The 24,411-nt window shown below is 73.1% G+C and carries 20 protein-coding genes; 4 read left to right on the plus strand and 16 right to left on the minus strand.

Annotated features, from left to right (window positions below; genetic code table 11):
* Positions 1-33: 33 nt before the first annotated feature.
* The 4 genes from ACFVYX_RS24345 to ACFVYX_RS24360 all read right to left on the minus strand — a co-directional run bounded on the left by ACFVYX_RS24345 (position 34) and on the right by ACFVYX_RS24360 (position 3,894).
* Positions 34-789 (minus strand): AIM24 family protein, encoded by a 756-nt coding sequence (locus ACFVYX_RS24345; protein ID WP_389683564.1) that lies wholly within the window; start codon positions 787-789, stop codon positions 34-36.
* Between the two features lie 19 nt (positions 790-808).
* A complete protein-coding gene (locus ACFVYX_RS24350) occupies positions 809-1,489 on the minus strand; it encodes an AIM24 family protein (RefSeq protein WP_389683565.1) in 681 nt (226 codons plus the stop codon).
* A 14-nt stretch (positions 1,490-1,503) separates the two neighbouring features.
* Positions 1,504-3,186, minus strand: coding sequence for a TerD family protein (locus ACFVYX_RS24355; RefSeq protein WP_389683566.1), 1,683 nt, complete (start codon positions 3,184-3,186; stop codon positions 1,504-1,506).
* 132 nt (positions 3,187-3,318) lie between these two features.
* A complete protein-coding gene (locus ACFVYX_RS24360) occupies positions 3,319-3,894 on the minus strand; it encodes a SprT-like domain-containing protein (RefSeq protein WP_389683567.1) in 576 nt (191 codons plus the stop codon).
* Between the two features lie 233 nt (positions 3,895-4,127).
* On the opposite strand from ACFVYX_RS24360, the gene ACFVYX_RS24365 reads away from it, so the two are divergent.
* On the plus strand, positions 4,128-5,339 hold the full coding sequence (locus ACFVYX_RS24365) for a TOMM precursor leader peptide-binding protein (RefSeq protein ID WP_389683568.1): 1,212 nt from the start codon (positions 4,128-4,130) through the stop codon (positions 5,337-5,339).
* 41 nt (positions 5,340-5,380) lie between these two features.
* Positions 5,381-6,730 carry an ABC1 kinase family protein gene (locus ACFVYX_RS24370; RefSeq protein WP_389683569.1) on the plus strand — a complete coding sequence of 450 codons (1,350 nt, stop codon included), beginning with the start codon at positions 5,381-5,383 and terminating at the stop codon, positions 6,728-6,730.
* Positions 6,731-6,788: 58 nt separating this feature from the next.
* On the opposite strand, the gene ACFVYX_RS24375 is transcribed toward ACFVYX_RS24370, so the two are convergent.
* The 5 genes from ACFVYX_RS24375 to ACFVYX_RS24395 all read right to left on the minus strand — a co-directional run bounded on the left by ACFVYX_RS24375 (position 6,789) and on the right by ACFVYX_RS24395 (position 10,834).
* On the minus strand, positions 6,789-6,971 hold the full coding sequence (locus ACFVYX_RS24375; protein ID WP_389683570.1) for a hypothetical protein: 183 nt from the start codon (positions 6,969-6,971) through the stop codon (positions 6,789-6,791).
* Between the two features lie 264 nt (positions 6,972-7,235).
* Positions 7,236-7,559 (minus strand): hypothetical protein, encoded by a 324-nt coding sequence (locus ACFVYX_RS24380; RefSeq protein WP_389683571.1) that lies wholly within the window; start codon positions 7,557-7,559, stop codon positions 7,236-7,238.
* Positions 7,556-7,924: a WhiB family transcriptional regulator gene (locus ACFVYX_RS24385; protein ID WP_389683572.1), complete on the minus strand. Its 369-nt coding sequence runs from the start codon at positions 7,922-7,924 to the stop codon at positions 7,556-7,558. Before ACFVYX_RS24385 ends, ACFVYX_RS24380 begins: the two co-directional genes overlap by 4 nt.
* Positions 7,925-8,097: 173 nt before the next feature.
* A complete protein-coding gene (locus tag ACFVYX_RS24390; RefSeq protein ID WP_389683573.1) occupies positions 8,098-8,481 on the minus strand; it encodes a hypothetical protein in 384 nt (127 codons plus the stop codon).
* A 172-nt stretch (positions 8,482-8,653) separates the two neighbouring features.
* The gene (locus ACFVYX_RS24395) at positions 8,654-10,834 is read right to left on the minus strand and encodes an ATP-dependent DNA helicase UvrD2 (protein WP_389683574.1); all 2,181 of its coding nucleotides are present in this window, start codon (positions 10,832-10,834) and stop codon (positions 8,654-8,656) included.
* Between the two features lie 147 nt (positions 10,835-10,981).
* Here ACFVYX_RS24395 and ACFVYX_RS24400 point away from each other — a divergent pair, with 147 nt between their 5' ends.
* On the plus strand, positions 10,982-11,236 hold the full coding sequence (locus ACFVYX_RS24400; protein WP_389683575.1) for a mycoredoxin: 255 nt from the start codon (positions 10,982-10,984) through the stop codon (positions 11,234-11,236).
* Between the two features lie 94 nt (positions 11,237-11,330).
* Here ACFVYX_RS24400 and sigJ read toward each other — a convergent pair whose 3' ends face one another.
* The gene (sigJ, locus tag ACFVYX_RS24405) at positions 11,331-12,266 is read right to left on the minus strand and encodes an RNA polymerase sigma factor SigJ (RefSeq protein WP_389683576.1); all 936 of its coding nucleotides are present in this window, start codon (positions 12,264-12,266) and stop codon (positions 11,331-11,333) included.
* A gap of 224 nt (positions 12,267-12,490) precedes the next feature.
* Between sigJ and ACFVYX_RS24410 the strand changes: the two genes are divergently transcribed.
* Complete coding sequence (locus ACFVYX_RS24410; RefSeq protein WP_389683577.1) at positions 12,491-12,931, plus strand: YybH family protein; 441 nt, start codon at positions 12,491-12,493, stop codon at positions 12,929-12,931.
* A 66-nt stretch (positions 12,932-12,997) separates the two neighbouring features.
* On the opposite strand, the gene nudC is transcribed toward ACFVYX_RS24410, so the two are convergent.
* The 6 genes from nudC to ACFVYX_RS24440 form a co-directional block, all read right to left on the minus strand.
* Entirely contained in the window at positions 12,998-13,945 is a 948-nt protein-coding gene (nudC, locus tag ACFVYX_RS24415) for an NAD(+) diphosphatase (RefSeq protein ID WP_389683578.1), read from the minus strand.
* Positions 13,946-13,998: 53 nt separating this feature from the next.
* Positions 13,999-15,414 carry a dipeptidase gene (locus tag ACFVYX_RS24420; protein WP_389683579.1) on the minus strand — a complete coding sequence of 472 codons (1,416 nt, stop codon included), beginning with the start codon at positions 15,412-15,414 and terminating at the stop codon, positions 13,999-14,001.
* A gap of 10 nt (positions 15,415-15,424) precedes the next feature.
* Positions 15,425-18,952, minus strand: a complete 3,528-nt coding sequence (locus ACFVYX_RS24425; RefSeq protein ID WP_389683580.1) for an ATP-dependent helicase — start codon at positions 18,950-18,952, stop codon at positions 15,425-15,427.
* Between the two features lie 245 nt (positions 18,953-19,197).
* A complete protein-coding gene (locus tag ACFVYX_RS24430) occupies positions 19,198-20,004 on the minus strand; it encodes a hypothetical protein (protein ID WP_389683581.1) in 807 nt (268 codons plus the stop codon).
* 106 nt (positions 20,005-20,110) lie between these two features.
* Positions 20,111-23,662 (minus strand): ATP-dependent helicase, encoded by a 3,552-nt coding sequence (locus ACFVYX_RS24435; protein ID WP_389683582.1) that lies wholly within the window; start codon positions 23,660-23,662, stop codon positions 20,111-20,113.
* A 221-nt stretch (positions 23,663-23,883) separates the two neighbouring features.
* On the minus strand, positions 23,884-24,249 hold the full coding sequence (locus ACFVYX_RS24440) for an MGMT family protein (protein WP_389683583.1): 366 nt from the start codon (positions 24,247-24,249) through the stop codon (positions 23,884-23,886).
* Positions 24,250-24,411 lie beyond the last annotated feature (162 nt).

Here is a 24,411-nt window from a genome sequence, read left to right on the forward strand (position 1 = left end):
CCCGGGCGACCGCCCCTCATCCGTGTCCGGTGCTCAGTTCCAGGCGTTGTTCTGGTTCTGGGCGTGGGCGCCGTGCTGGCCCGCGCCGAACTGGGCCGCGATGCCCTGGCCGATGGCCGCGTGCTGCGGGGGCATGACCTCGCTGGGCTGGACGAGCGCGAAGCCCTGGCCGAGGAAGCTGAGCTCCCAGCCCTCGCCCGTGTCACCGCGACGGCGCCGGACGCTGGAGTTGGTCGTCTGCGCCTGCATCTGGACGCGCAGCCCGGTGGACCAGGCGACGATCGCGTCCGCGTCGACGTTGACGTACTTGTCGGGCGTGACGTGCATCATCAGCGGCTGCCCCGAGGTCATCAGGGCGACCTTGCCACGGCCGGAGATGTTGAGCTGGTACTTGCCGGAGCCGGAGATGCCGTACTGGCTGTCGACGGCGATGACCTCGGTGTTGAGGGTCGAGTCGAGCGCCAGGACATAGGCGCTGTCGACGGTCAGGCCCTCCTGCTCGACCTCCACGACGTGGACGTACTGGGCGAGGTTGGCGAAGTAGACCGTGCCCTGGCCGGAGCAGCGCATCAGGTCGAGGCCCTCACCGGTGCGGGCCTGGGCCCGCCGCTGGCTCGGGGTCTTGTACTCGCCGTCGAAGTCGACGAGCCCCTGGTACGCCACCATGGCGCCCTTGCGGGCGAGGATGTCGTCCTGCCCGGTGAGGCTGACCCGCAGGAGCTGCGGGTTCTGGAGGACGTACCGCTCCTGGCTCTGCTGTTCGGCGTGGTTGAAAAGCGGGCTCTGCATGGTGTGTTCTCGCTTCCCCTCAGCCCCGGATCCGCAGGCGGTCGGTGCTGTCCTCGCTCGGCTGTACGACGACGATGCCCTGTCCGGAGAAGGCCATCTGATATGCCTCGCCGCTGCCCCGCCCGATGAGGGAGGACGCCTTGAAGCTGCGCTTGCCCTTGACCTTGAGCGACGGCGACCAGGCGACGAGCGCGTCGGGGTCGACATAGGTCTCGTCGTCGCCGCGGCCGCAGTCGACGACGATCGGCGTGCCGCGCGAGGTCAGCGCGACCCAGCCGGTACCGGCGATCTCCACGTTGAACAGGCCCTGGCCGGCGAACTTGGCGAGGCCCTTGACCTGCTCGACGCCCCACTGGAGGTGAGCGTCGAAGGCGAGCACATTGGTGCCGTTGACGGAGATCGAGTCGTTCTGGAGGTTGATCACGACGACGTCGGCGCCGTAGTCGGCGAGGTAGAGCAGCCCGTCGCCGGAACACTTCATGATCGGCGCGCCCTCGCCGGTGGCCCACTGCTTGGCGACCTGGCGCGCGGCGGGCGGGTTGGGCTCGTAGGTGATGAATCCCTCGTAGGAGACCATCGAGCCGGTCCGGGCGTAGAGGTCCTGGCCGGAGGCCATGGCCACCTTGAGCATGGTGCGGCCGTGGTTCTCCATCCGGGCCGCGACGGGGGTCGGGGCGTAGCCCGCGAGTTGCTTGTTCATGACTTCGGGCTCCCTCAGACCTCGTAGGGCTGGACGACGATGAAGTTGCCGGGGGCTCCCCGGAACTGGAGGTTCACGGTCTCCCCGCTGTGGCCGGGGTAGGCGTTGCGCCGGAGCCTGACCTGGCTGGAGAGGATGACCTGGGACGCGGACGACCAGGCGACGACGGCGTTGCAGTCGGCGAAGGTCGTCGGCGTGACGGGCAGCACCACGGGGATGCCGTGGGTCTTCACGACGACGGTGCCGGTGCCCTGGAACTGCATGGTGAACAGGGCGCCGCCGGGGATGCCGTGGCCCTCGATGCGCCGGACCTCGTACTGGAGGGACTCGTCGAACGCGAGGACGTTCTCGGCGGAGACGCAGATGCCGTCGCCCTGGAGCTCGATCGGGTGGAGGTGGGCGCCTTCCTCGGCGAGGAAGAGCTGACCGCGACCGGTGCAGCGCATCAGCTGCATCTCCTGGCCGGTGGCGTTGCCGACGATCCGGCCCGCGAAGCCCGCGCCCTTGTGGGAGAAGTCGACCTTGCCCTGGTACATGACCATGGAGCCCTGCCGGGCGAGGACGGGCGTGCCGCCCATGGCGAGGTCGACCCGCATGAGCTGCTGGTTCTGCGGGGTCCAGCGGGCGCCGGTGGCGGTCTCCTTGTACGGCGCGAGTGCGGCCGCGAGTCCGGGGCCGGTCGCCGGCACGCCCTGGGGCACACCCTGCGGGACGCCGGGCTGCTGACCGTACGGCGCCTGCTGCCCGTACGGCTGCTGCTGACCGTACGGAGCCGGGGCGGCCTGACCGTACGGCACCTGGCCCTGCCCCGGGACCTGACCGGGGTACTGGCCGGGCGGCTGGCCCGGGACCTGACCGTACGGGGACGGCTGGGGCGGCTGACCGTACGGCCCGGGGGCCGTCGGGGCGGGGGCGGGCGGCGGAACGGGCGCGGGAGCCATCGGCGCCACCATCGTGGGCGCCGTGTGCACCGGCTGCGCCGGAGCGGGCGGCGGCGTGGGCGCCTGCGGGGCGGGCGGCCCGCCGAACGCGGGGGCGGGCGCGGGTGCCTGAGGCGCGCCGAAGGCGGGCGCCGGGGCCGCGGGCGCGCCGAAGGCCGGAGGCGCCGCCGCCTGCGGCGGCGGGGCGAACCCGGGAGCCGCGGCCTGCTGCTGCGCCGCGGGCTCCTCCTCGGCGACCTCGCCGCCGAAGTTGCGCAGGAGCGCGTCCAGGCCGCCGTCGAAGCCCTGGCCGACGGCGGCGAACCGCCACACGTCCTTGAGGTAGAAGTCGCCGAGCATCACGGCGCGCTCGGTGCTGAACTCCGCGCCCGTGAAGGAGTACCGGGCGACCTCTTCGCCGCCCGCCACGATCCGCAGGTGACCGGGGCCGACCTGGGACATCTGGCCGGCGCCGTCGATCGTCGCGGTGAACGACAGCTTGTGGATGTTGGCGGGGATGCGATCGAGGGTGACGCGGAACGACTCGGTGTCGCCGGACTGGGCACCGAGCAGCTGGACGGACTCCTCCGGAGTCTTCGGCTGGTTGAAGAAGACGAAGTAGCGGTCGTCGGAGAGCCGCTCTTCCGCGTCGAGCCCGAAACAGCTGATGTCGAAGGTCAGCCCGGGCGCCGCGATCTGCACACCCACGTACAGATCGGTTCCCGCGGTGAGATCACTGATCTTGGCCTTGTGGCCGCGTTGGAATTCCCTGGCCATGCGTTACGACCGTCCCCCATCCCGAATGGCGATTGCTCGCGCCAGGCTAGCCGCTGAGTACGACATTGAGACAGCGCAGGTCGTTTTCGGTACGGAATCGGGAAACCCGCGCGCGTGCCCGTACCGGCTCCGTCACTCTTCGCGAGCGGCGGGAAGGTGCGGCAGACGCTCGGCCGCGACCACGCCCTCCAGGTAGCCGCGCGCCCGCTCGGTGCGGGGATACGCCTCGAGGAGCCGCCAGAACCGGGGCCCGTGCCCGGGGACGAGCAGATGGGCCAGCTCGTGCAGGAGGACGTAGTCGACGACGTACTCGGGCATGCCCTGGAGCCGGTGGGAGAGGCGGATGCTGCCCTCGGAGGGGGTGCACGAACCCCAGCGGGTGTTCTGGTTGGTGACCCAGCGCACGGAGCCGGGCCGGGCCCGGCCGCCGAGGTGCTGCTCCGACAGACGCAGCGCCCGCTCGGTCAGCTCACGGTCCCCGAGGACGCTCCGGCTCTCCTTCGCGGCGAGCTTGTCCAGCATGACGCCGACCCAGCGGCGCTCCTCCGCCTCGGACATCCGTGCCGGAATGAGCACCACGGTCCGGTCGCCCTCGCGGTAGGCCGAGACGGTTCTGCTCCGCCGCGGGCTTCTGCGGACCTCGACCGCACTCGTCCCCGCACCGGGGTGCGGGGAGTCGGTCACGCTGCGCTGTGGGTCGGCGGGCACGGCCCCGACGTTACCCGCTGCCGGCGGGAGAAGTCCCACCCGAGGAGGGGTTTCGCGGGCGATCCGCCCCCACTCCGCACCATTCGAATGACTAATCCCCTCGCCTGTGGACAACTTTCGGCGGCTCTCACGGCGACGGGGCATTCTCGCCTCGGGACGGCGAATGGACCGTCGACGATCTCGACGTCGTCGATCTTGAATGCGGATCGGGACGAGAGCGGGGGGCGAGGGAAATGCATCCCATGGTGAAACCTGCGCTGCGGCGGACCTGGCGGGGTCTCCGCTGTGTCCAGTTCGGGGTCACCCCCGCCCACGCGGTGGTGCTCGACCCCGTCGACCAGGACACGGAAGCCCTGCTCGGACTGCTCGACGGCACCCGCGGGACGGAACTGCTGCGGGCCGAGGCGCGGGAGCGCGGCCTGCCGGACGGACGTCTGGAGGCACTCCTCGGGCGACTGGAGTCGGCCGGACTGCTCGCCGACGCCGGCACCGGGCGGCCCGGGAGGGCGGGACCGGCGGCCGGGGCGGTGGACCCGGCGCTCGATCCGCTCCGCGCCGACCTGGCCTCCCTCTCCGTGGTGCACCCCGGGCCGGAGCGGGCGGCACGGACCCTGGCGGCCCGGCGGGCCCTGCGTGTCCAGGTCCGGGGCGCCGGACGGGTGGGGGCGACCGTGGCGGCGCTGCTTGCCGCGGCGGGCGTGGGCGAGGTCGAGGTGCGGGACTCGGGCCGGGTCGAACCCTGGGAGACGGCCCCCGGCGGACTGCCGGTCGAGTCCGTCGGCGAGCGCCGGGCGACGGCGGCCCGACGCCTGGTCGGCCGCTGGCGGACCCGCCGCCCCGCACCGGGCCTGTCCGCCCCGCGGCGGAGAGCACCGGCACCGGCCGGCGGCAGCGGATCGGCGGGCCGGGGACGCGGCGGACCGGGTGAGGGTTCCGGTGGGGCCGGGCTGTCACTCGTCGTGGTGACGCCGAGGGACGGTCTCGGCGCGTACGTCCCCGATCCGCTCCCGGCCGAGCGGTGGGTCGCCACCGGTACCCCGCACCTGTACGCCGGGGTGCTCGAAGCGACAGGGACGGTCGGTCCGCTCGTACTGCCGGGCGGCACCGCCTGCGCGCGGTGTCTCCAGGAAGGGCGGACCGACCGGGAGCCCGTGTGGCCCCGGCTGCTCGCCCAGTGGCGCTCCGGCGCCCCCCATCCGCTGCCCGCCTGTGACCTGGGTCTCGCGACGGCGGTGGCGGGGCTCGCCGCCGCGCACGCGCTGGCCTTTCTGGACGGGGATCTCCCGGCGAGCACCGGCACCCGATGGTCGGTGTCGCTGCCGTTGCTGGAGTGGCGTGCCGAGCGGCTGGGACCGCATCCGGCGTGTCCCTGCGGGGCCGCGCGCGGGCGAGAGGGGGAGCGCGTCTCGGCGGCCGGAAGCGCGCAGGACACAATGGCGGGGTAACGGCCCTACGCAGCACAACTATCTGGGTTTTGGAGGGGCGTATGTCTGATCTTCCCCGGAAGGCGGTCACCCGGACTGCCAAGTTGGCCGCGTTGCCGCTCGGCTTCGCGGGCCGGGCCACCTGGGGCCTGGGAAAGCGGATCGGCGGCAGATCGGCGGAGATCGTCGCCCGCGAGCTCCAGCAACGCACGGCCGAGCAGTTGTTCAAGGTGCTCGGCGAGCTCAAGGGCGGTGCCATGAAGCTCGGACAGGCGCTGTCCGTCTTCGAGTCCGCCCTGCCGGAGGACGTGGCCGGACCGTACCGGGCGGCGCTGACGAAGCTTCAGGAAGCTGCGCCACCGATGCCGACGCGGACCGTGCACACCGTCCTCACGGAGCGGCTCGGTCCCGAATGGCGGGAGCTTTTCCTCGAGTTCGAGGACAAGCCCGCGGCGGCGGCCTCGATCGGGCAGGTGCACCGGGCCGTCTGGCACGACGGTCGCGAGGTCGCGGTCAAGGTGCAGTATCCGGGCGCCGGGGAGGCGTTGCTCTCCGACCTGACACAGTTGAGCCGCTTCGCCCGGCTGCTCGGTCCGCTCGTTCCGGGCATGGACATCAAGCCGCTGATCGCCGAGATGCGGGACCGGGTCTCCGAGGAACTGGACTACGGCCTGGAGGCGGAGGCCCAGCAGAGGCACGCGGAGGAGTTCGCGGACGACCCCCATGTGGTGGTGCCCGCGGTGGTGCACCAGTCGGAGCAGATCCTCGTGACCGAGTGGATGGACGGGCTCCCGCTCGCCGAGGTGATCGCTGACGGAACGGAGGAGCAGCGCGACCGGGCCGGCCAGCTGCTTGCCCGCTTCCTCTTCTCGGGCCCGGCGCGCACCGGGCTGTTGCACGCCGATCCGCATCCGGGGAACTTCCGGCTGCTGCCCGGCCCCGGCGAGGACGACGGGCCGGAGGCCTGGCGGCTCGGAGTGCTCGACTTCGGCACCGTGGACCGGCTGCCGGGCGGACTGCCGGAGACGATCGGCACCTGTCTGCGGATGGCGCTCGCGGGTGAGGCCGAGACCGTCTACGAACTGCTGCGCGCGGACGGCTTCGTCAAGGATTCCGTCGAGCTCGACCCGGAGAAGGTCCTGGAGTATCTGCTGCCGATCATCGAGCCGGCCGAGACGGAGCCCTTCGTCTTCACCCGCGGCTGGTTGCGTGCCCAGGCGGCCCGGATCGCCGATCCCCGCTCCCCCGCGCACCAGTTGGGCAAGCAGCTCAACCTGCCTCCCTCGTATCTTCTGATACACCGGGTGACGCTGAGCACCATCGGGGTGCTGTGCCAGCTCAACGCGACGGTGCGGCTGCGGGACGAACTGGAGGAGTGGCTGCCGGGCTTCGTGGCACCCGACGCCGACTGACACGGAGACGGGCGGCCGAGCAGACCCGCGGCCGGCGGCCGGGACACCCGCGGCGGCATCACCACCAGGAGGAGTCGAGACGGCCCTCGATGGCGCGGATGTTGGCGCGGGCGCAGTCCTCGCAGAAGTACGTGCGCCGGCCGTTCTCCACCGAGCAGGTCCAGGTCAGCGGCAGGGTGTCGGCGGTCTTGCCGCAGCGCGCGCAGGCGAGGGGTCCCTCGGGGGTACGGGCGTCGTTCATCTTCGTGACGATAAACCCGACAGGGCGCCGCGGCCCCGACAACGCACCGCGGGGGCCGGTCCCTCAGGACCGGCCCCCGCGACAGCGCCCCTTGGGGGCCTAGGGGGTGTCTGACAATTCGCGCCGGATCAGGCCGGGTCGTTCGGTGCGTGCGATCGGCGTGCGGCCGGGACGCCCTCGTAGCGGAGCTACTTGGGCGCTTCGGCCGTGCGGCGAGCGTGCGTGCCGGGCGGGCCGGACCCGGCGGGAATTGTCAGACAGGCCCTAGTGCATGACGGCCATGGCCAGCGCGCGGCGGGCGCGCAGCGAGACGCGCTCGGCGCGGCGCTGCATGCGTCGGGCGGCGACCAGGCGCACGGCCTGGCGTTCCGCGTCGACCTCACGCCGGCGCTCGTGCATATGGGCACGGGCCAGGGCTTCTGGGATGAGTTGCATTTCACGGGTCCTGTTCTGACGCGCGGTGGGCGCGGCGGCGGGGGAGAAGACTGAGGTCGCGAAGCCGGCGGGCTCGCTGGTGGAAGAGGTCATCGGGGCCTGCTTCTGGGGATCGTGCGTGAGGGGGCGGTCGATGGTTCCGGTGGCGCTCATGCCGCGACCGGGTTCTTGCGCGGACGGCCACGGGGCCGCTTGCGGGCCACGACCACGCCCTGGACGAAGAGCTCGCCACCCCAGACGCCCCAGGGCTCGCGGCGCTCCTTGGCACCGGCCAGGCAGGCCGCCACGAGCGGGCACGTCCGGCAGAGGGACTTCGCGTACTCGACGTCGGCCGGGGACTCCGCGAAGAAGACCTCCGGGTCGTAGGCGCGACAGGGGACGGGTACGCCGAGGTTCTCGATGGCGTCGTCGAGCGCGGTGAGCGCGGTGAGGGGGGTCAAAGCGGGGTCCTCCGTGAGGCCGGGCAGGGGGATCGAATCGGAAGGCGGTACGGACGGGGCGTGCGCTTCGAGTTGCACGGTGGTTTTTCCTCGTCTGGTCGTTCCGGCCTGTTGGCCGGGGTTTCGGCTGGTACCGGGGTGTGTCTGTCCCGAGGCGCCTTCACGCCGTCGTCCCCGTTCGGGGACAAACAGAAGGGCCGCGGATCCCGGGTGGGGTTCCGCGGCCCTGAAGGCGCCGGTCTGATCATGGATCAGACTGGATCACTCCAGGGTTCGAGCCCACGGAAGGCCCACATCATGTGGTGGTGCTTCGTCGTCTGCTGCTGGTTGCCGGCACCGGTCGCCGCAATGCCATAGGCCGTGGCCTTGCCTGCTGCTACTGCTCCCAGTGCCTTGGTCGGTCGCTCGTCGCGCCGCTCGATGGCGGCCTCGCCGAGACCGGAGAGACCGGTGACGGGCAGGGCAGCGACGGGCAGGGCGGCGACGGACAGACCGGTGCCGATGAAGGCGGAGGCGGAGAGGCCGAGCGTGCAGGCGGAGACGACCGAGCGATCGGTCATTTTGGCGGTGCTGGCAAAGCTGACGGTGCTGACGAAGCGGGCGGTGTTGCCGGCCTGAATCGTGGTGCTGATCACTGGAATCGCCTCCTCTCGGCGTCTCGGAGGGCTCGGGTGCGAGCCGGGCCCTCATGTTTATTTGGACAAGTACAGCACGAACACAGGGCTTCGAAGAAGCCGCTGTTTCCGTGGTTAAGAACCTATGGGGCTTGACGGGGCAGGCGCAAACTATTTTTCCGACGAGTTTTCATCAGCTCTCACGGTCTCCCGCCCCACCACCCCCACCTGCGCAGATGGCCAGGACGTCGTCCCCGAAGCGGTCCAGCTTGCGGGCGCCGACGCCGGAGATCGAGGAGAGCTCCCCGCCGGTCGAGGGGACCCGTTCGGCGATGGCCATCAGCGTCTTGTCGGTGAACACGCAATACGCGGGCTGGCCGAGCTCCCTGGCCTGTTCCGAGCGCCAGTCGCGCAGCCGCTCGTAGAGCGCCTCGTCCATGTCGGAGGGGCAGTCCTCGCAGCGCATGAGCTTCATCGCGCCCGCCTCGGTGAGGGTGGTCCCGCAGACCCGGCACCGGACGGGGCCGCGCTGCTTGCGCCGGCCGGCCGCGGCGCCACCCCGCTCGACCGAGCCGGTACCGCCGGTGACGGTGGGGCCGAGGGCGCCGGAGCCGGGCCGCAGCCCCTTGAGGAAGCGGCTGGGGCGCCGGGAGGCCCGGCCGCCCGGGGAGCGGGAGAGCGCCCAGGACAGCGTGAGGTGGAGCCGCGCGCGGGTGACGCCGACGTACAGCAGGCGCCGCTCCTCCTCGACCTGCTCGTCGGTCTTGGCGTAGGTGATGGGCATCATGCCCTCGGTGAGGCCGACCAGGAAGACGGCGTCCCATTCGAGGCCCTTGGCGGCGTGCAGCGACGCGAGGGTGACGCCCTGCACGGTGGGGGCGTGCTGGGCGGCGGCCCGCTCGTCGAGTTCGCCGACCAGGTCCGAGAGGGTGGCACCGGGCTTGGCGCGGGCGAAGTCCTCGGCGAGCCGGACGAGGGCGGCGAGGGACTCCCAGCGGTCGCGGACCGCGCCGGAGCCGGCGGGCGGCTGACCGGTCCAGCCGCGTCCCGACAGGACCGCCCTGGTCTGCGCGGGCAGCTCCTCGGCGCCGTCGAGCAGCGAGTCGTTGGCGCCGAAGCGGGCCGCGCCCCGCAGGGCCGCGATGGCCTCCCGTACCTCCTGGCGCTCGAAGAAGCGCTCGGCGCCCCGGAGCTGGTAGGGCACTCCGGCGTCGGCGAGAGCCTGCTCGTAGACCTCGGACTGGGCGTTGATCCGGTAGAGGACGGCGATCTCGCCGGCCGGTACTCCGGCGGCGATGAGGTCGCGGATGCGGCGGGCGGTGCCCTCGGCCTCGGTCGGCTCGTCGGCGTACTCCGTATAGACGGGCTCGGGGCCGGGGTCGCGCTGGGAGATCAGCTCCAGGCGGTGCTCCGCGGCCCGGCCGCCGGCCTGGCTGAGCAGCCCGTTGGCGAGGTGGACGACCTGCGGGGTGGAGCGGTAGTCGCGGACGAGCTTGACGACCGTGGCGCCCGGGTGCCGGGTGCGGAAGTTCAGCAGGTGGTCGGGGGTGGCGCCGGTGAACGAGTAGATGGTCTGGCTCGCGTCGCCGACGACGCACAGGTTGTCGCGGTCGCCGAGCCACAGGTCGAGCAGCCGCTGCTGGAGCGGGGAGACGTCCTGGTACTCGTCCACGACGAAGTGCTGGTACTGCCGGCGGATCTGGTCGGCGATGTCGTGCCGGTCCTGGAGGATGCCGACGGTGAGCAGCAGCACGTCCTCGAAGTCGATCACCGAGCGGTCGCGCTTCAGCTGCTCGTACATGGCATAGATCTGGCCAATCTCGGCCGGGTCCCGGGGGGCTTCCCTGAGGGACTTGGCGACGACGGCCGGGTAGTCGGCGGGGACGGTCTGGGTGACCTTGGCCCACTCGATCTCCCCGGTGACGTCCCGCAGCTCGTTCCGGTCGAGCCGGACCCGGCAGCGGGCGGCGGCCTCGGCGACCAGCTGGACCTTCCGCTCCAGGAGCCGGGGCAGATCACCACCGACGGCTTTCGGCCAGAAGAACTGGAGCTGGCGGAGGGCCGCGGAGTGGAACGTACGCGCCTGGACACCGCCCGCGCCGAGCTGGCGGAGCCGGCCGCGCATCTCGCCCGCGGCACGGTTGGTGAAGGTGACGGCCAGCACACTGCCGGGCTGGAGTATGCCCGCCCGCACCCCGTACGCGATGCGGTGGGTGATGGCCCGCGTCTTGCCCGTGCCGGCTCCCGCCAGCACGCACACCGGGCCGGTCAGGGCCAGGGCGACCTCGCGCTGCTCGGGGTCGAGCCCGTCGAGCACCGCGTCGGCCGTCTCCGGGACCTGCGGGAAGAGAGTGGAGTGCGTTGCTGCTGTCACCCCCCAATGCTGCCAGGTCGCGCGCGATCGGTGCCGAGGCTTGTCCACAGGCACGTGCGCCCGGTCATACGAATGCCGGGAATGGGGCGGCCGGGGCGTACGTTCTCCTTCTCGGCACCCGTCCGCGAACAAGAGGAGCGCCTGGCCATGCAGGGCACTGTGACGATGTACAGCACCACGTGGTGCGGCTACTGCCGTCGGCTGAAGAGCCAGATGGACCGCGAGGGCATCGCGTACACCGAGATCAACATCGAGCAGGACCCCGCGTCGGCGGCGTTCGTCGAGCAGGCCAACGGCGGCAACCAGACCGTTCCGACCGTCCTGATCGTCTCCCCCCAGGGAAGCGAGTCGGTCATGACCAATCCCTCTCTCGCCCAGGTCAAGCAGGCGCTGAGCGTCTGAACCCCCGCCTCCGCGACAGGGAGCCCCCGGCCACGACGGCCGGGGGCTCCGCTGCGTGGGGGAAGCGGCGGGCGCCCCACCGGCGAGGCGGGCGTCATTCCCTCTTCCACGGCCGGAGCTTCTCGGGGTTGAGCACGGCCCAGATCCGTCGGATCCTGCCGTCCGCGATGTCGAACGCGTACACCGCCAGGACGGTGCCGTCCAGGTGGGCCGCGAGACCGGGCTGACCGTTGACCGTGCACTCCCGGACCGCCAGCCGGCCCGGGCGGGTCCGGTCGGCGAAGAAGCGGGCGATGTCCTCCGCGCCCTCGATCGGGTGGAGCAGCGCCGAGACGAGTCCGCCGCCGTCCCCGACGGCCGTGGCATCGGGGTCGAGCAGGCCGATGAGGGCGTTGATGTCCTTGGCCTGCCACGCCAGCTTGAAATCCCTGACGACACGGGCCCGCTGGGCCGTCGGCGACAGGGGAGCCCGCGAGGCCTCGACGCGGCGGCGGGCCGAGGACGCCAGCTGGCGGCAGGCCGCCGGGGTGCGGCCGACGATGCCGGCCACTTCGGAGAAGGGGTAGCGGAAGACGTCGTGGAGGACGAACGCCACGCGCTCCGCCGGGGTCATCGCCTCCAGCACGACGAGGAAGGCCATCCCCACCGACTCGTCGAGCGTGACGCGATCGGCCGGATCGGCCGTGCCGTCGTCCGTCGCGCCGGCGGGCCACTCGGTGCGCGCGGGCAGCGGCTCGGGGACCCATTCCCCCACGTAACGCTCCCGCCGCGCCCTCGCCGAGCGGAGCACGTCGAGGCAGATACGGCCGGCGACCTTGGTCAGCCACCCCCGGGGGGACGCCACCGCCTCCTGCTGCCGCCGGGACATCGCGTACCAGCGGGCGTACGTCTCCTGCACGACGTCCTCGGCCTCGGCCAGGGAGCCCAGCATCCGGTAGGCGAGGTTGATCAGCCGGCGGCGCTCACCCGTGAGCACGCTCGACATCGGGTCGAGTCGGCCGTCCTGCGGCGCGGTCGAACGGGGCGTCATGGTCGTGAGCTCCTTCGGTCGGATCTTCCCTCACCTTCAGGACGAGACAGCGCCCCGAAACGTGAGACCGGCGCCCCCGCCTCACATTCCGCGGGGCCGTCTCGTCCTACCCGACGACGAACGCGAGGACGGAACGCGACGGAAGCGGACGGAGATGCACCGGGCCCCCGCCGCGCCGCCTGATCCCGTCCCGCGGCAGCACCCCGCCACCGAAGGAGTACGCGATGACCACCCACGAGTCCGAGATCCGGGCGCTTCTGGCGAGCCGCGCCGACGCCCAGCAGACCAAGGACATCGACCGGCTCATGTCGTTCTACGCCGCCGGCGCCGTCTACTTCGACGTCGTCCCCCCGCTGCGATTCACGGGAACCGACGAGATCCGGCGCAACTTCCTGCGCTGGTTCGACGGCTACGTCGGCCCCATCAGCCTGGAGACGCACGACCTCACCCTCACGACCAGCGGGGACACCGCCTTCGCGCACATGCTCCACCTGGACTCGGGAGAGCGGAAGGGCGGCATCCAGGCCTCGATATGGGTACGGGAGAGCGTCTGCCTCCAGCGGTCGAACGGAACGTGGTCGATCACCCACGAGCACGTCTCGATCCCGATCGACCCGGCGACCATGACGGTCTGGCTCCCGTCCGGCAAGGACCAGCCCGCCTGACCTCCCGGCCGGACGGCGACGCCTCGGAATCCCCGACCGTCGGGTCGGGGGTTCCGGCGGACCCCGTCAGACCACGTCGCCCGGCTTCGGCAGCGGCTTGCCGTACCAGCGTTCGATCAGGCGGGAGGCGATCGAGATTCCGTACGGGGGCAGCACCTCGCCCGACTCGAAGGCGGCGGCCAGGTCCTCGCGGGAGAACCAGCGGGCCTCGTGGATCTCCTCGCCGTCCACGGTGATCTCCGAGGAGGTCGCGCGGGCGAAGAAGCCCAGCATGAGGCTGGACGGGAAGGGCCAGGGCTGGCTGGCGATGTACTCGACCTCGCCGACCGTGACACCGGCCTCCTCGAAGACCTCACGGGCGACCGACTGCTCGATGGACTCGCCGGGCTCGACGAAGCCGGCGAGCGTCGAGAAGCGGCCCTCCGGCCAGTGGACCTGGCGGCCGAGGAGAATGCGGTCCTCCGCGTCCATGACGGCCATGATCACGGCCGGGTCGGTGCGCGGGTAGTGCTCGGCGCCGCAGGCCTGACAGCGGCGGATGTGTCCGGCCGCTGCGACGACCGTGCGCTCTCCGCAGCGCGAGCAGAAGCGGTGGAGACGCTGCCAGTTCTCCAGGGCCACCGCGTGCACCATGAGGCCCGCGTCCCGGTCCGAGAGCAGCAGCCCGGCCTCGCGGAGGCCCGCCGGGCGCGCGGACTGGTCCATGCGGCCCGGCAGGGCGTCCTTCTGGAGCGCGAAGTACGAGACGCCCTCGGCGTCCGTGCCCAGGAAGTAGCGGTGGGTCTCGGTGACCGGGGCCTCGAACGCCGGGGTCATGACGAGTGCGGTGGTGCCGTCGGGCAGGTCGTCGATCAGCACCTGTCCCCCGGAGACCACGAACACGCGGGTGGTGGGGTGGCTCCAGGCCGCCGCCAGCCATGCCTCGTCGAGGCGGTGGTGCGCGGCGCGGTCGATGCCGCTCGGGGCGGTGAGCGAGATCGGGCGGTCCGCCGGCGCGTTCTTCAGGGCTGACACGTTGTTCAAGGTGCTCACAGGTGCTTCCAACTCCCCCGGTTCGGTGTGTGGGTTCAGCGCTCGACGGCGAGGGCGGCGGGCAGGTCGCCCCAGAGATGAGCGGTCGTCTCGACGCCCTTCATGAGGAGATCGAGCTCGATCTTCTCGTTCGGGGCGTGCCAGCCGTCGGACGGGACCGAGATGCCGAGGAACAGGACGGGCGCCCCCAGGACGTCCTGGAGGTCGGCGGCCGGTCCCGAGCCGCCCTCGCGGGTGTAGCGGACCTTGGCGCCGTCGAAGGCCCGGCTCATGGCCCCGGCGACCGCCGTGAGGGCGGGGTGGTCGAGCGGCGTGAGGCAGGGGCGGGTGGGGGCGCCGAAGACGATGTCGTACCGGATGCCCGCGGGGACGAGACCGGCGAGCCAGTCCCGTACCGCCAGCTCGATCTTGTCCGGGTCCTGCCCGGCGACGAGCCGGAACGACAGCTTGAGCTGGGCGGAGGCGGGGACGATCGTCTTGCCGCCGGGGCCCTGGTAGCCGCCGCCGATGCCGTTGACCTCGGCGGTGGGGCGGGCCCAGACCCGTTCCAGGGTGGAGAAGCCCGCCTCGCCGAGGGTGCCGTGCGACTTCGCCGTGCGCAGCCAGGCCGCCTCGTCGAAGGGCAGCTCGGCGACGAGGGCGCGCTCGGCGTCGGTGAGCTCCGTCACGCCCTCGTAGAAGCCGGGGATCGCGACGCGCTCGTGCTCGTCGTGGAGGGCGGCGACGATCCGGCCGGCGACGGTGGCCGGGTTCGGGACGGCGCCGCCGAAGGAGCCGGAGTGGATGTCCTGGTCGGGGCCGTACAGCTCGATCTCGCAGTCGGCGACCCCGCGCATGCCCGTGCAGACGGTGGGGGTGGTCTCGGACCACATGCCGGTGTCGGAGACGATCACGGCGTCGGCGGCGAGCCGTCCGGCGTGCGCCTCGACGAGCTCGCGGAAGTGCGGGGAGCCGGACTCCTCCTCGCCCTCGACGATCAGCTTGAGGTTGACGGCGGGAGCCGTGCGGCCGGTGGCGGCGAGGTGGGCGCGGACGCCGAGGGTGTGGAAGAACACCTGGCCCTTGTCGTCGGCCGCTCCGCGCGCGTACATCCGGCCGTCGACGATCGCCGGCTCGAAGGGGTCCGTGTGCCAGCCGTCCTCGCGGGCCGCCGGCTGCACGTCGTGATGGCCGTAGACGAGGACGGTCGGGGCGTCCGGGTCTCCGGAGGGCCACTCGGCGAAGACAGCGGGGGCGCCGTCGGTCTCCCAGACCTCGACGGTGGTGAAACCCGTCTCGGTGAGCTTGGCGGCGAGCCACTCGGCGCTGCGCCGTACGTCCCCGGCCCGGTCCGGCCGCGCCGACACGGAGGGGATGCGCAGCCACTCGGTGAGGTCGCCGAGGAAGGCGGCACGGTGCTGCTCGATGTACGCGCGTACGGCGTGGACGGCGCTGTCCGGGGTCTCGCTCATGTCCCCGAGCCTATCCGGCGTCCGGGGGTGCTCCGCCAAGCAGGATGGCCTCGAGCTCGGCACGGACCGGCAGGCGGGCGGGGCGGGCGACCTCACCCGTACGGACGTAGACGAAGGCGGCGGCGACGTCCTCGGGCGGGAGGCCGTGCTGCTCGGCCCAGGCGAGCCGGTAGATCGCGAGCTGGAGGGGGTCCGCGGTGCGCACCCTGCTGGTCTTCCAGTCGACGATCTCGTACGCGCCGGAGTCCGGGTCCCGGTAGACGGCGTCGATCCGGCCCCGGACGACCCGGCCCGCGAGCGAGAGGTGCACGGGGACCTCGACGCGGTACGGGGTGCGGTGGGCGTACGGGGTCCGGGCGAAGGCCTCCTTGAGCTCGTCGAGATCCCGCTCGTCGAGGATCTCGGGCTCGCCCGCGAAGTCCTCACCGCCGGGCAGCTCCTCGGGGCCGAGGAACGGCAGGGGCAGCTCCTCGAAACGGGACTCCACCCACGCGTGGAACCGGGTGCCCCGGCGCGCGGCCGGCTGCGGCGCCTTGGGCATGGGCCGGGCCAGCTCCTGGGCGAAGCCGTCGGGGTCGGCGGCGAGGCGCAGGACCTGGGAGGCGGAGAGGTACGCGGGGAGCAGGACGTCGCGGGTGGTCGCGCGGGCGCGGCGGAGTTCGGTGGTGAGGGCGGTGAGGTCGCGGTCCCAGGAGGCGAGGGTTCTCTCGTCCTCGGGGGTGAGGTCTTGGGGGGTGGGGTCTTCGGGGGCGGGGCCGGGGGTCGGCTCCGAGGGCGGGGCCTCGGGCTCCCTCGGCGCGGGGACCACGTCCGCGTGGGTGTCCTCGGGGAGGGCCTCCTCGTCCTCGTCCCAGACGGGCTCCTCCTCGTCCGGCCAGGGGTCCTCCGGGTGCGGGTCCCGACGATCGGGAGCCGTGCCGGGGGTGTGGTGCCCGCTCTCCCCGGGACTTCCTCCGGGGGTGCCCCCCTCGCCCTGCGGGACGATCGCCCACAACGCGGCCAGGACGTCGTCCGCCGCCTTGCGACGGAGCCGCAGCGCGTCCCGGTCGAGCGGGAGCGGCCAGACCTCGTCCCCTGTCGTCTCCGTCAGGGACGGGTTCTCCGCGTCCTTCTCCGGTTCCTCCGCCCACACCTCGATCTCGCCGTGGCCGGCCGCGCAGTGGTCGTACAGGGCCTGGAGGAAGCCCGAGGGGCCCCGGGGCTTCTTCTGGGAGGGCCCCCACCAGTGGCCGGAGCCGAGCAGGAGGGAGCGGGGGCGGGTGAAGGTGACGTAGCCGAGACGGAGCTCCTCGGTGTGCTGGTGGTCCCGCATCTCGTTCTTGAACGCGGTGAGCGACTTGGCGTTCCAGGTGTCGATGTCCGGCAGCGTCGCCGCGTCGCCGCGCAGGGCGTGCGGGAGCACCTGGGGCTGGGAGGTCCAGGACTCGCGGGCGCGTGCGCTGGGGAACTGGCCGCCGACCAGGCCGGGGACGGCGACGACGTCCCACTCCAGGCCCTTGGACTTGTGGGCCGTGAGGACCTTCACGGTGTTCTCGCCGCCCGGGAGCGCGTTGTCGAGGCCCTTCTCGAACTGGACGGCCGTGCGCAGGAAGCCGAGGAACGCGAGCAGGCTCGCCTCGCCGTCGAGGGAGGCGAAGCCGGCGGCGATGTCGAGGAAGTGGCCGAGGGTCTCGCGGCGGCGGGCGGCGAGCGCGTGCGGGGAGGCGGACAGCTCGACCTCGAGGCCGGTGGCCGTGAGCACCCGGTGCAGCACGTCCATGAGGGGATCGGCGAGCGTGCCGCGCAGGGCGCGCAGTTCGGCGGCGAGGCGGGCGAAGCGGACCCGGGCCTCGGCGGAGAACGCCAGGCCGTCGTCGGTGGCGCCGCCGGAGTCGAGGAAGGTGTCGAGGGCGTCGGCGAGGGAGACGACCTCGGCCGGGTCGACGCCCTCGACGGCGGCGGCGAGCCGCTGCTCGGGGTCCGGGTCCTCGCCGCCCCGGTGGACCAGGAGGCGGGCACGGCGTCCGAGGAGGGCGAGGTCGCGGGGGCCGATCCGCCAGCGCGGGCCGGTGAGGAGCCGGACGAGGGAGGCGTTGGCCCCGGGGTCCTGGAGGACCTCGCAGACGGCGACGAGGTCGGCGATCTCGGGAAGGTGGAGGAGGCCGGAGAGGCCGACGACCTCGACGGGCACGTCCCGGGCGACGAGGGCCGCGTGGAGGGCGGGGAAGTCGGTGGCGGTACGGCAGAGGACAGCGATCTCGCCGGGTTCTCGGCCGGTGCGGACGAGGTGGGCGAGGGAGTCGGCGAGCCAGTCGATCTCCTCGGCGTGGGTGGGGAGAAGAGCGATGCGGACGCTGCCGTCGGTCTCGGCGCCGGGCGCGGGGCGCAGCGCCTCCACGCCCGCGTGCATCGCGCGCAGGGGGGCGGCGAGGCCGTTGGCGAGGTCGAGGAGCCGGCCGCCGCTGCGCCGGTTCTCGGAGAGCGAGTAGCGGCTCGCGGGGCTGCCGTCGGCGTGCGGGAAGTGCTCGGGGAAGTCGTCCAGGTTGGCGACGGAGGCGCCGCGCCAGCCGTAGATGGCCTGGCAGGGGTCGCCGACGGCGGTCACCGCGTGTCCGGTGGCCCGGCCCCCGGTGCCCTGGCCGAAGAGGCCGGAGAGCAGCAGCCGCTGGGCGACGGAGGTGTCCTGGTACTCGTCGAGGAGGACGACCCGGAACTCGTCGCGGAGGATCTCGCCGACCTCGGGCCGGGTGGTGGCCAGCTCGGCGGAGCGGGCGATCTGGTCGCCGAAGTCGAGCAGGTCGCGGGAGCGTTTGGCGGCGCGGTAGCGGACGACGAGGTCGAGGAGTTCCCTGCGGGCGGTGGCGGCCTCGGGGATCTTGCGCAGTTCGGCGTTGCTCAGCTTGGCGCCGGCGAGGGCGGTGAGCAGCTCGGAGTCGTACGCGAGGAGCCGCTCGGGCCGTACGAGGTGTTCGGCGAGCTCGGCGTCGAGGGCGAGCAGGTCGGTGATGAGGGTCGGGAAGGACCGCGTGAGTGCCGGGTACGGGCCGGGGGCCTCGCGCAGGACGCGGGCGGCGAGCTGGTAGCGCGTGGCGTCGGCGAGGAGCCGTGAGGTGGGTTCGAGGCCGATGCGGAGGCCGTGGTCGGTGAGGAGCTGTCCGGCGAACGCGTGGTACGTGGAGATGCGGGGCTCGCCCGGCACGGAGGAGGGGTCGGCGGGCACCGACGTCGTCGAGGGGTGGTGGCCGGGCGACGGGTGGGCCGGGCCGATGCCGTCGGGGTCGGTGACTCCGGCGCGGACGAGGGCGGTGCGGACGCGCTCGGCGAGTTCTCCCGCGGCCTTGTTGGTGAAGGTGAGACCGAGGACCTGCTCGGGGGCCACCTGACCGGTGCCGACCAGCCAGACCACCCGGGCGGCCATCACCGTGGTCTTGCCGGAGCCGGCTCCGGCCACGACGACCTGCGGGGCGAGCGGCGCGGTGATGCAGGCCGTCTGCTCCGGGGTGAAGGGGATGCCGAGGAGCTCCTTGAGCTGCTCCGGGTCGGTGATGCGTGCGGTCACCTCAAAGAGGCTAACGCGGACCACCGACAGCGCGGTCCGGTACGGCCCCCGCCGGTGGCGCACGTCACGCGGGCTCGCCCCAACCGTCCCCGGGGGCGGACCCCGGACCGCGGGCGGCGCGCGTCACACGGGCGCGCCCCGCCCGTCCCCGGGGGGGCGGACCCCGGACCGCGGGCGGCGCGCATCACACGGGCGCGCCCCGCCCGTCCCCGGGGGGGCGGACCCCGGACCGCGGGCGGCGCGCGTCACGCGGGCGTACCGCGCTCCAGCTTGGAGAGGTCGACCGTCTCGTCGGCGGGCGGGACGACCACGTCGACGGGCTTGTCGTAGTCGGAGAGCGTCATCGAGCCGGGTTCGTCGCCGCCCGTCCTGACCATCTTCAGGATGTACGGCTTGCCCTCCTGGGCCACGGACACGGTGGTGGTCTCTCCGCCCGTCTTCTTCTTGACCAGGGTCGCGACCGGGGTGCCGTCGACCTCGGCGTCGGGGCCCCTGGTCAGTCCGCTGCGTTCCTCCTTGTCCTTGTCGAGGTCGGAGAGGAGTTCCTTGAGGTCGCAGACGCCGCCGATGTCGTCGCTGCCGGGCTGCCCCGGGGCGATCTTCAGCCAGCGGCCCTTGATCAGCTCGATCGTGACGTCGATCTGTGCCTCGGACATCCCCTGGGAGGCCATGGAGACGCGCCAGAAGGTCTCGTCGCCCTTCATGTACGTGATCCGGTCGGCCTGGCGGAGCTCGGCGGTGCCGCCCTTGATCTTCATCACGCCGGTGCACTCTTCGCGGTCGTTGAGTGCGAGGTCGATGTCGAGCGGCTGCCCGTCCGAGACCACCCGGCCGGTCATGCGGAGCGAGGTCGCCGACTGGGTCGCGGTGACGGCCCTGTCGCCGATCTCGTCGGCCGTGAGGCCGTCGAACGGGTCGGGGGACGGCGCCGAGACCGCGGCCACGGCGGCCGGAGGGCCGGCCGTCGCCCAGGCCGCCACCGGCGCGGGACCCGCGACGACGGCGACGACGCAGACGACGGACGCGGCGCGGAGCTTTCGGTGGGACGCCATTGCGAGCCTCCTCGCGGTTTCCCCGACCCCTGTCCCACCAGGGTCGCCCCGCGCGCGCGTGGCCGCTACTCCGCGCCCCCGCCGGTCCTGCCCGGTCCTGCCGGGGTCAGTCGACGACCTGGCGGCCCTCCGGCCGGGCGCTGCACGAGGACTGGAAGGAGCAGGTCGCGCAGTGCTGTCCCGTGGTGGGTGTGAAGCGCTCGTCGAGGACCCGGCCCGCGGCGTTGGCGAGCAGCTCACCGACCCACTCCCCCGCGAGCGGCTCCTGCGCCTGAACCTTCGGGAGGGCGTCCCCGCCCTCCTTCTGCGGGGCGCTCTGCCGCAGCTGTACGAGTTCGGCGCCGCCCGGCTCCGGGCGGCGGCCGTCGAAGACCTCGTCGAGGGCGCCCTCACGGACCGCGAGCTGGTAGACGGCGAGCTGTGGGTGGCGGGCGACCTCGTCGCGGGTGGGAGCCGACTTGCCCGTCTTGAAGTCGACGACGTAAGCCCGGCCCTGTTCGTCGGTCTCGACGCGGTCCATGGAACCGCGGATGCGGACCTCGTACGCGCCCGCCTCCAGGGTCACGTCGAAGTCGTGCTCCGAGGCTGCGGGGGTGCGGCCGCCGCGGTCCATGACGTGCCAGCTCAGGAAGCGTTCCAGTGCCACGCGCGCGTGCTGCTTCTCCTGGGCCGACTTCCAGGGGGCGTCGAAGGCGAGGGCGTCCCAGACGGAGTCCAGACGGGCCATGAGGACGTCGAGGTCGGCGGGGGTACGGCCGGAGGCGACCTCGTCGGCGAGGACGTGGACGACGTTGCCGAAGCCCTGGGCGGCGGTGGCGGGGGCCGCGGCCTTGACCTCGCGGCCCAGGAACCACTGGAGGGAGCAGGTGGTGACCAGGTTCTCCAGGGAGCTCGGCGAGAGGGCCAGGGGGCGGTCGCGCTCGCGCAGCGGCACCGTGCTGAGCGTCGGCTCGAACAGTCCCCACCAGCGGTCCGGGTGCGCGGCCGGGACGAGCGGCTGCCCGTCCTCGTCGGTGAGCGCGGCGAGCCGGGCGAGCCGGTGGGCGGCGGCGGCGCGGAGCGCCGGCGAGGCGTCCGGGTCGACGGTGGTGGCGCGCAGCTCGGCGACCAGGGCGGAGACGGCGAGGGGGCGGCGGGGGCGGCCGGGGACGTCCTTCGGCTCGGCGCCGAGCTCGGTGAGGAAACGGGAGGGCTGGTCGCCGTCCTCGGCCGCGGCCTTCACTGCGGTGACGACGAGCCGGTCACGCGCGCGCGTGGCGGCCACGTAGAAGAGGCGGCGTTCCTCGGCGAGGAGGGCGCCGGGGGTGAGGGGCTCGGCGAGGCCGTCGCGGCCGATGCGGTCGGCTTCGAGGAGGGAGCCGCGGCGGCGCAGGTCGGGCCAGAGGCCCTCCTGGACTCCGGCGACGACGACGAGGCTCCATTCGAGGCCCTTGGAGCGGTGGGCGGTCATCAGGCGGACGGCGTCGGGGCGGGTGTGGCGGCGGGTGAGGGTGTCGGCGGCGATGTCCTGGGCGTCGAGCTCTTCGAGGAAGTTGAGGACGCCGCGGCCGCCGACGCGTTCCTCGGCACGGGCGGCGGTCTCGAAGAGGGCGCAGACGGCGTCGAGGTCGCGGTCGGCGTTGCGGCCGGAGGGGCCGCCGCGGAGGGCGGCGCGCTCCAGACGGCCGGGCCAGGGGGTGCCGTTCCAGAGCACCCAGAGGGCCTCCTCGGCGGTGCCGCCCGCGGCGAGCAGCGTCCGGGTCTCCTGGAGGAGCCGCCCGAGCCGCTGGGCGCCTCTGGCGTACGCCGGATCGTGCGCGACCAGGCGCTCGGGCCGCGCGAGTGCGCGGGCGAGGAGCACGTCGGAGGGGGGCGGGACCTTGTTGCCTCCGGCGCGCTCCTCGTCGCGGAGGGCGCGGCCGAGGCGGCGGAGGTCGGCGGGGTCGACGCCGGCGAGGGGGGAGGCGAGGAGTTCCAGGGCGGTCTCGACGGGGAGCCAGTCGGCTCCTTCATTTCCGGGCACGCCCGTGCCCACGGCTGTCGCCGAACCCGCGGGGGACTCGGCGCCGAGGGCGCCGGCCGGTGCGGGCTCGGCGTCCGGGGCCGGTGCGGGCTCGGCGTCCGGGGCCGGTGCGGGCTCGGCGTCCGGGGCCGGTGCGGGCTCGGCGTCCGGGGCCGGTGCGGCGCCGTTGGGGGTTGTGCCCACCCGTTCCGCCCTTGCGGAACGTATGCCCACAACGGGGTCGGAGCCCGATACCGCCCTCAGCGCCAGCAGCAACGGCGCCACCGCCGGTTCGTGACGGAGGGGGGTGTCCGCCGCGTCCGTTTCCACCGGGACGCCCGCCGAGGTGAGGGCGCGGCGGAGGGAGGGGAGGGAGGCGCCGGCACGGGTGAGGACGGCCATGTCCTGCCAGGGGACGCCGTCCTCCAGGTGGGCGCGACGCAGCAGGTCGGCGATGTTCTCGGCCTCCGCCGACGCCGTGGGGTACGTGTACGCCTCCACCCCGCCCCCGTCCCGCGCCGCCGCGAGTTCGCGGTGGGCGCGGACCTTGTCGGCGGGGAGCCGGGGCGTCGGCATCCGCTGGGCCAGCACCCGGGTCGCCCGGAGGAGCCCCGCGCCCGAGCGGCGCGCGGTGCGCAGGACGCGGACGTCCGCGCCGCCGAAGGAGGAGGGGAAGTCGAGGATGCCGTTCACGTCGGCGCCCCGGAAGGCGTAGATGGACTGGTCGGGGTCGCCGAAGGCGACGACCGTGCGCCTCCCGCCCGTCGCCCGACCACCGCCCCTCACGGACGCCCTTCGGGCGGCTCCTGTCGAATCGCCGGCGAGCGCGTGCAGGAGCCGGACCTGCGCCGGGTCGGTGTCCTGGTACTCGTCGACGTACACCGCGTCGTACGCGGGCAGGCTCACGTCCTCGGCGAGCAGGACGGCCCGGTGGACGAGCTCCGTGTAGTCGAGGACGCCCTGGAGGTCGAGGACGTCGAGGTACTCCGCGAGGAAGCCGGCGGCGGCCTTCCAGTCCGGGCGGCCGACGCGGTCGGCGAAGCGGCCGAGGGCGTCGGGTCCGAGGCCCAGTTCACGGGAGCGCGCGAGGACGGCGCGTACCTCGTCGGCGAAGCCGCGGGTGGTGAGGCAGGCGCGGAGTTCGTCGGGCCAGCGGATGCTTCCGAGGCCGGTCTTCTCCAGGTCGACGTGGCCGGCGAGCAGTTCGCGTACGGCGAGGTCCTGCTCGGGTCCGGAGAGCAGCCGCAGCGGTTCGGCGAAGAGCTCGGCGTCCTGGTGGGCGCGGATCAGGGCGTAGCAGTACGAGTGGAAGGTGGTGGCCTGCGGCGGGCGGCGGCCGCCGAGCCGGGCGGCCATGCGGTCGCGGAGTTCGACGGCGGCCTTGCGGCTGAAGGTGAGGACGAGGATGCGCTCGGGGTCGGCGCCCTTCTCCATGCGGGCGGCGACGGATTCGACGAGGGTGGTGGTCTTTCCGGTGCCGGGTCCGGCGAGGACGAGAAGCGGTCCGTCGGTGTGGTCAACCACTTCGCGCTGGGCTGCGTCCAGCTGAGGGGGATCCATCGGGGCCGGCGTGGTACGCACCAGTCGGTACGCGCCCGGGGTCCGCTGCCGTCCCGGACCGGGGTACGGCTGTCCCTGGTGCGGCGGCGTACGCCGGGTTGTCGAGGAGGTACTCACGTGGGTCGCCGGTCCTGGTGGGAGTGGTGGTGCGGGTGAGACGGCCGTCCGCCACGGCCGGCCACCGAGCTCGTCGGCCCGCCGCCTCGGGAGACGCGAACGTCGACGTTACGCGAAACGGACCGTCGCCGAGCCGTACTCCGTGCCCCGTTCCGTACCGTGCGTCCCGCCCCGGGCGCCGTTCACGCCCCGTCCGGCCCGTGCTCCCCCGGCCGGCGGGCTCAGGTGTGAGTTCCGTCCCAGCGTGCCCGCCGCATGTCGATCCTCGGTACGTGTCCCTCGGCCGCCCGGCCCGCCTCGCGCAGCGGGGTGCCCTCCTCGCGGTAGTGGCCGAGGGCCCTCAGCTCGTGCCCGGGCAGCAGCGTGCCGTCCGCGCGGACCACTCGCCACCAGGGCGCGGTCCCGCCGTACAGGGCCATCACCCGGCCGACCTGGCGGGGCCCGCCCTCGCCCAGCCATTCTGCGACGTCTCCGTAGGTCATCACCCGGCCGGGCGGGATCCCGTCGGCCACGTCGAGCACCCGTTCCGCGTACTCGGGCAGTTCTGCGGTCTCCCCCACAGGTTCCTCCATGCTCATCCGCACCATCGTGCCTCACCCCACCGACATGGCCCTGATGCCTCCGCGGGGCGGCTCTTCATGCCACCATCGTGCGGGCGGTGACTGGTGATACGAGATCAAGAGCGGCACGTACAAGAAGAAGAACAAGAGCACGAGCACCGACGAGAACGAGAAGAACAACAAGACGCG

Origin of the sequence: Streptomyces sp. NPDC058326, assembly GCF_042879855.1 — a bacterium.
Taxonomy (GTDB): Bacteria; Actinomycetota; Actinomycetes; order Streptomycetales; family Streptomycetaceae; genus Streptomyces.

Excerpts from the sequence above, each read along its gene's own strand:
- ACFVYX_RS24420 (WP_389683579.1), bottom strand. The coding sequence starts at position 15,414 with ATGAGCGAGACCCCGGACAGCGCCGTCCACGCCGTACGCGCGTACATC.
- ACFVYX_RS24370 (WP_389683569.1), top strand. The coding sequence starts at position 5,381 with ATGTCTGATCTTCCCCGGAAGGCGGTCACCCGGACTGCCAAGTTGGCC.
- sigJ (WP_389683576.1), bottom strand. The coding sequence starts at position 12,266 with ATGACGCCCCGTTCGACCGCGCCGCAGGACGGCCGACTCGACCCGATG.
- ACFVYX_RS24350 (WP_389683565.1), bottom strand. The coding sequence starts at position 1,489 with ATGAACAAGCAACTCGCGGGCTACGCCCCGACCCCCGTCGCGGCCCGG.
- ACFVYX_RS24400 (WP_389683575.1), top strand. The coding sequence starts at position 10,982 with ATGCAGGGCACTGTGACGATGTACAGCACCACGTGGTGCGGCTACTGC.
- ACFVYX_RS24410 (WP_389683577.1), top strand. The coding sequence starts at position 12,491 with ATGACCACCCACGAGTCCGAGATCCGGGCGCTTCTGGCGAGCCGCGCC.
- ACFVYX_RS24440 (WP_389683583.1), bottom strand. The coding sequence starts at position 24,249 with ATGGTGCGGATGAGCATGGAGGAACCTGTGGGGGAGACCGCAGAACTG.
- ACFVYX_RS24355 (WP_389683566.1), bottom strand. The coding sequence starts at position 3,186 with ATGGCCAGGGAATTCCAACGCGGCCACAAGGCCAAGATCAGTGATCTC.
- ACFVYX_RS24345 (WP_389683564.1), bottom strand. The coding sequence starts at position 789 with ATGCAGAGCCCGCTTTTCAACCACGCCGAACAGCAGAGCCAGGAGCGG.
- ACFVYX_RS24365 (WP_389683568.1), top strand. The coding sequence starts at position 4,128 with ATGCATCCCATGGTGAAACCTGCGCTGCGGCGGACCTGGCGGGGTCTC.
- ACFVYX_RS24430 (WP_389683581.1), bottom strand. The coding sequence starts at position 20,004 with ATGGCGTCCCACCGAAAGCTCCGCGCCGCGTCCGTCGTCTGCGTCGTC.
- ACFVYX_RS24380 (WP_389683571.1), bottom strand. The coding sequence starts at position 7,559 with ATGAGCGCCACCGGAACCATCGACCGCCCCCTCACGCACGATCCCCAG.
- ACFVYX_RS24375 (WP_389683570.1), bottom strand. The coding sequence starts at position 6,971 with ATGAACGACGCCCGTACCCCCGAGGGACCCCTCGCCTGCGCGCGCTGC.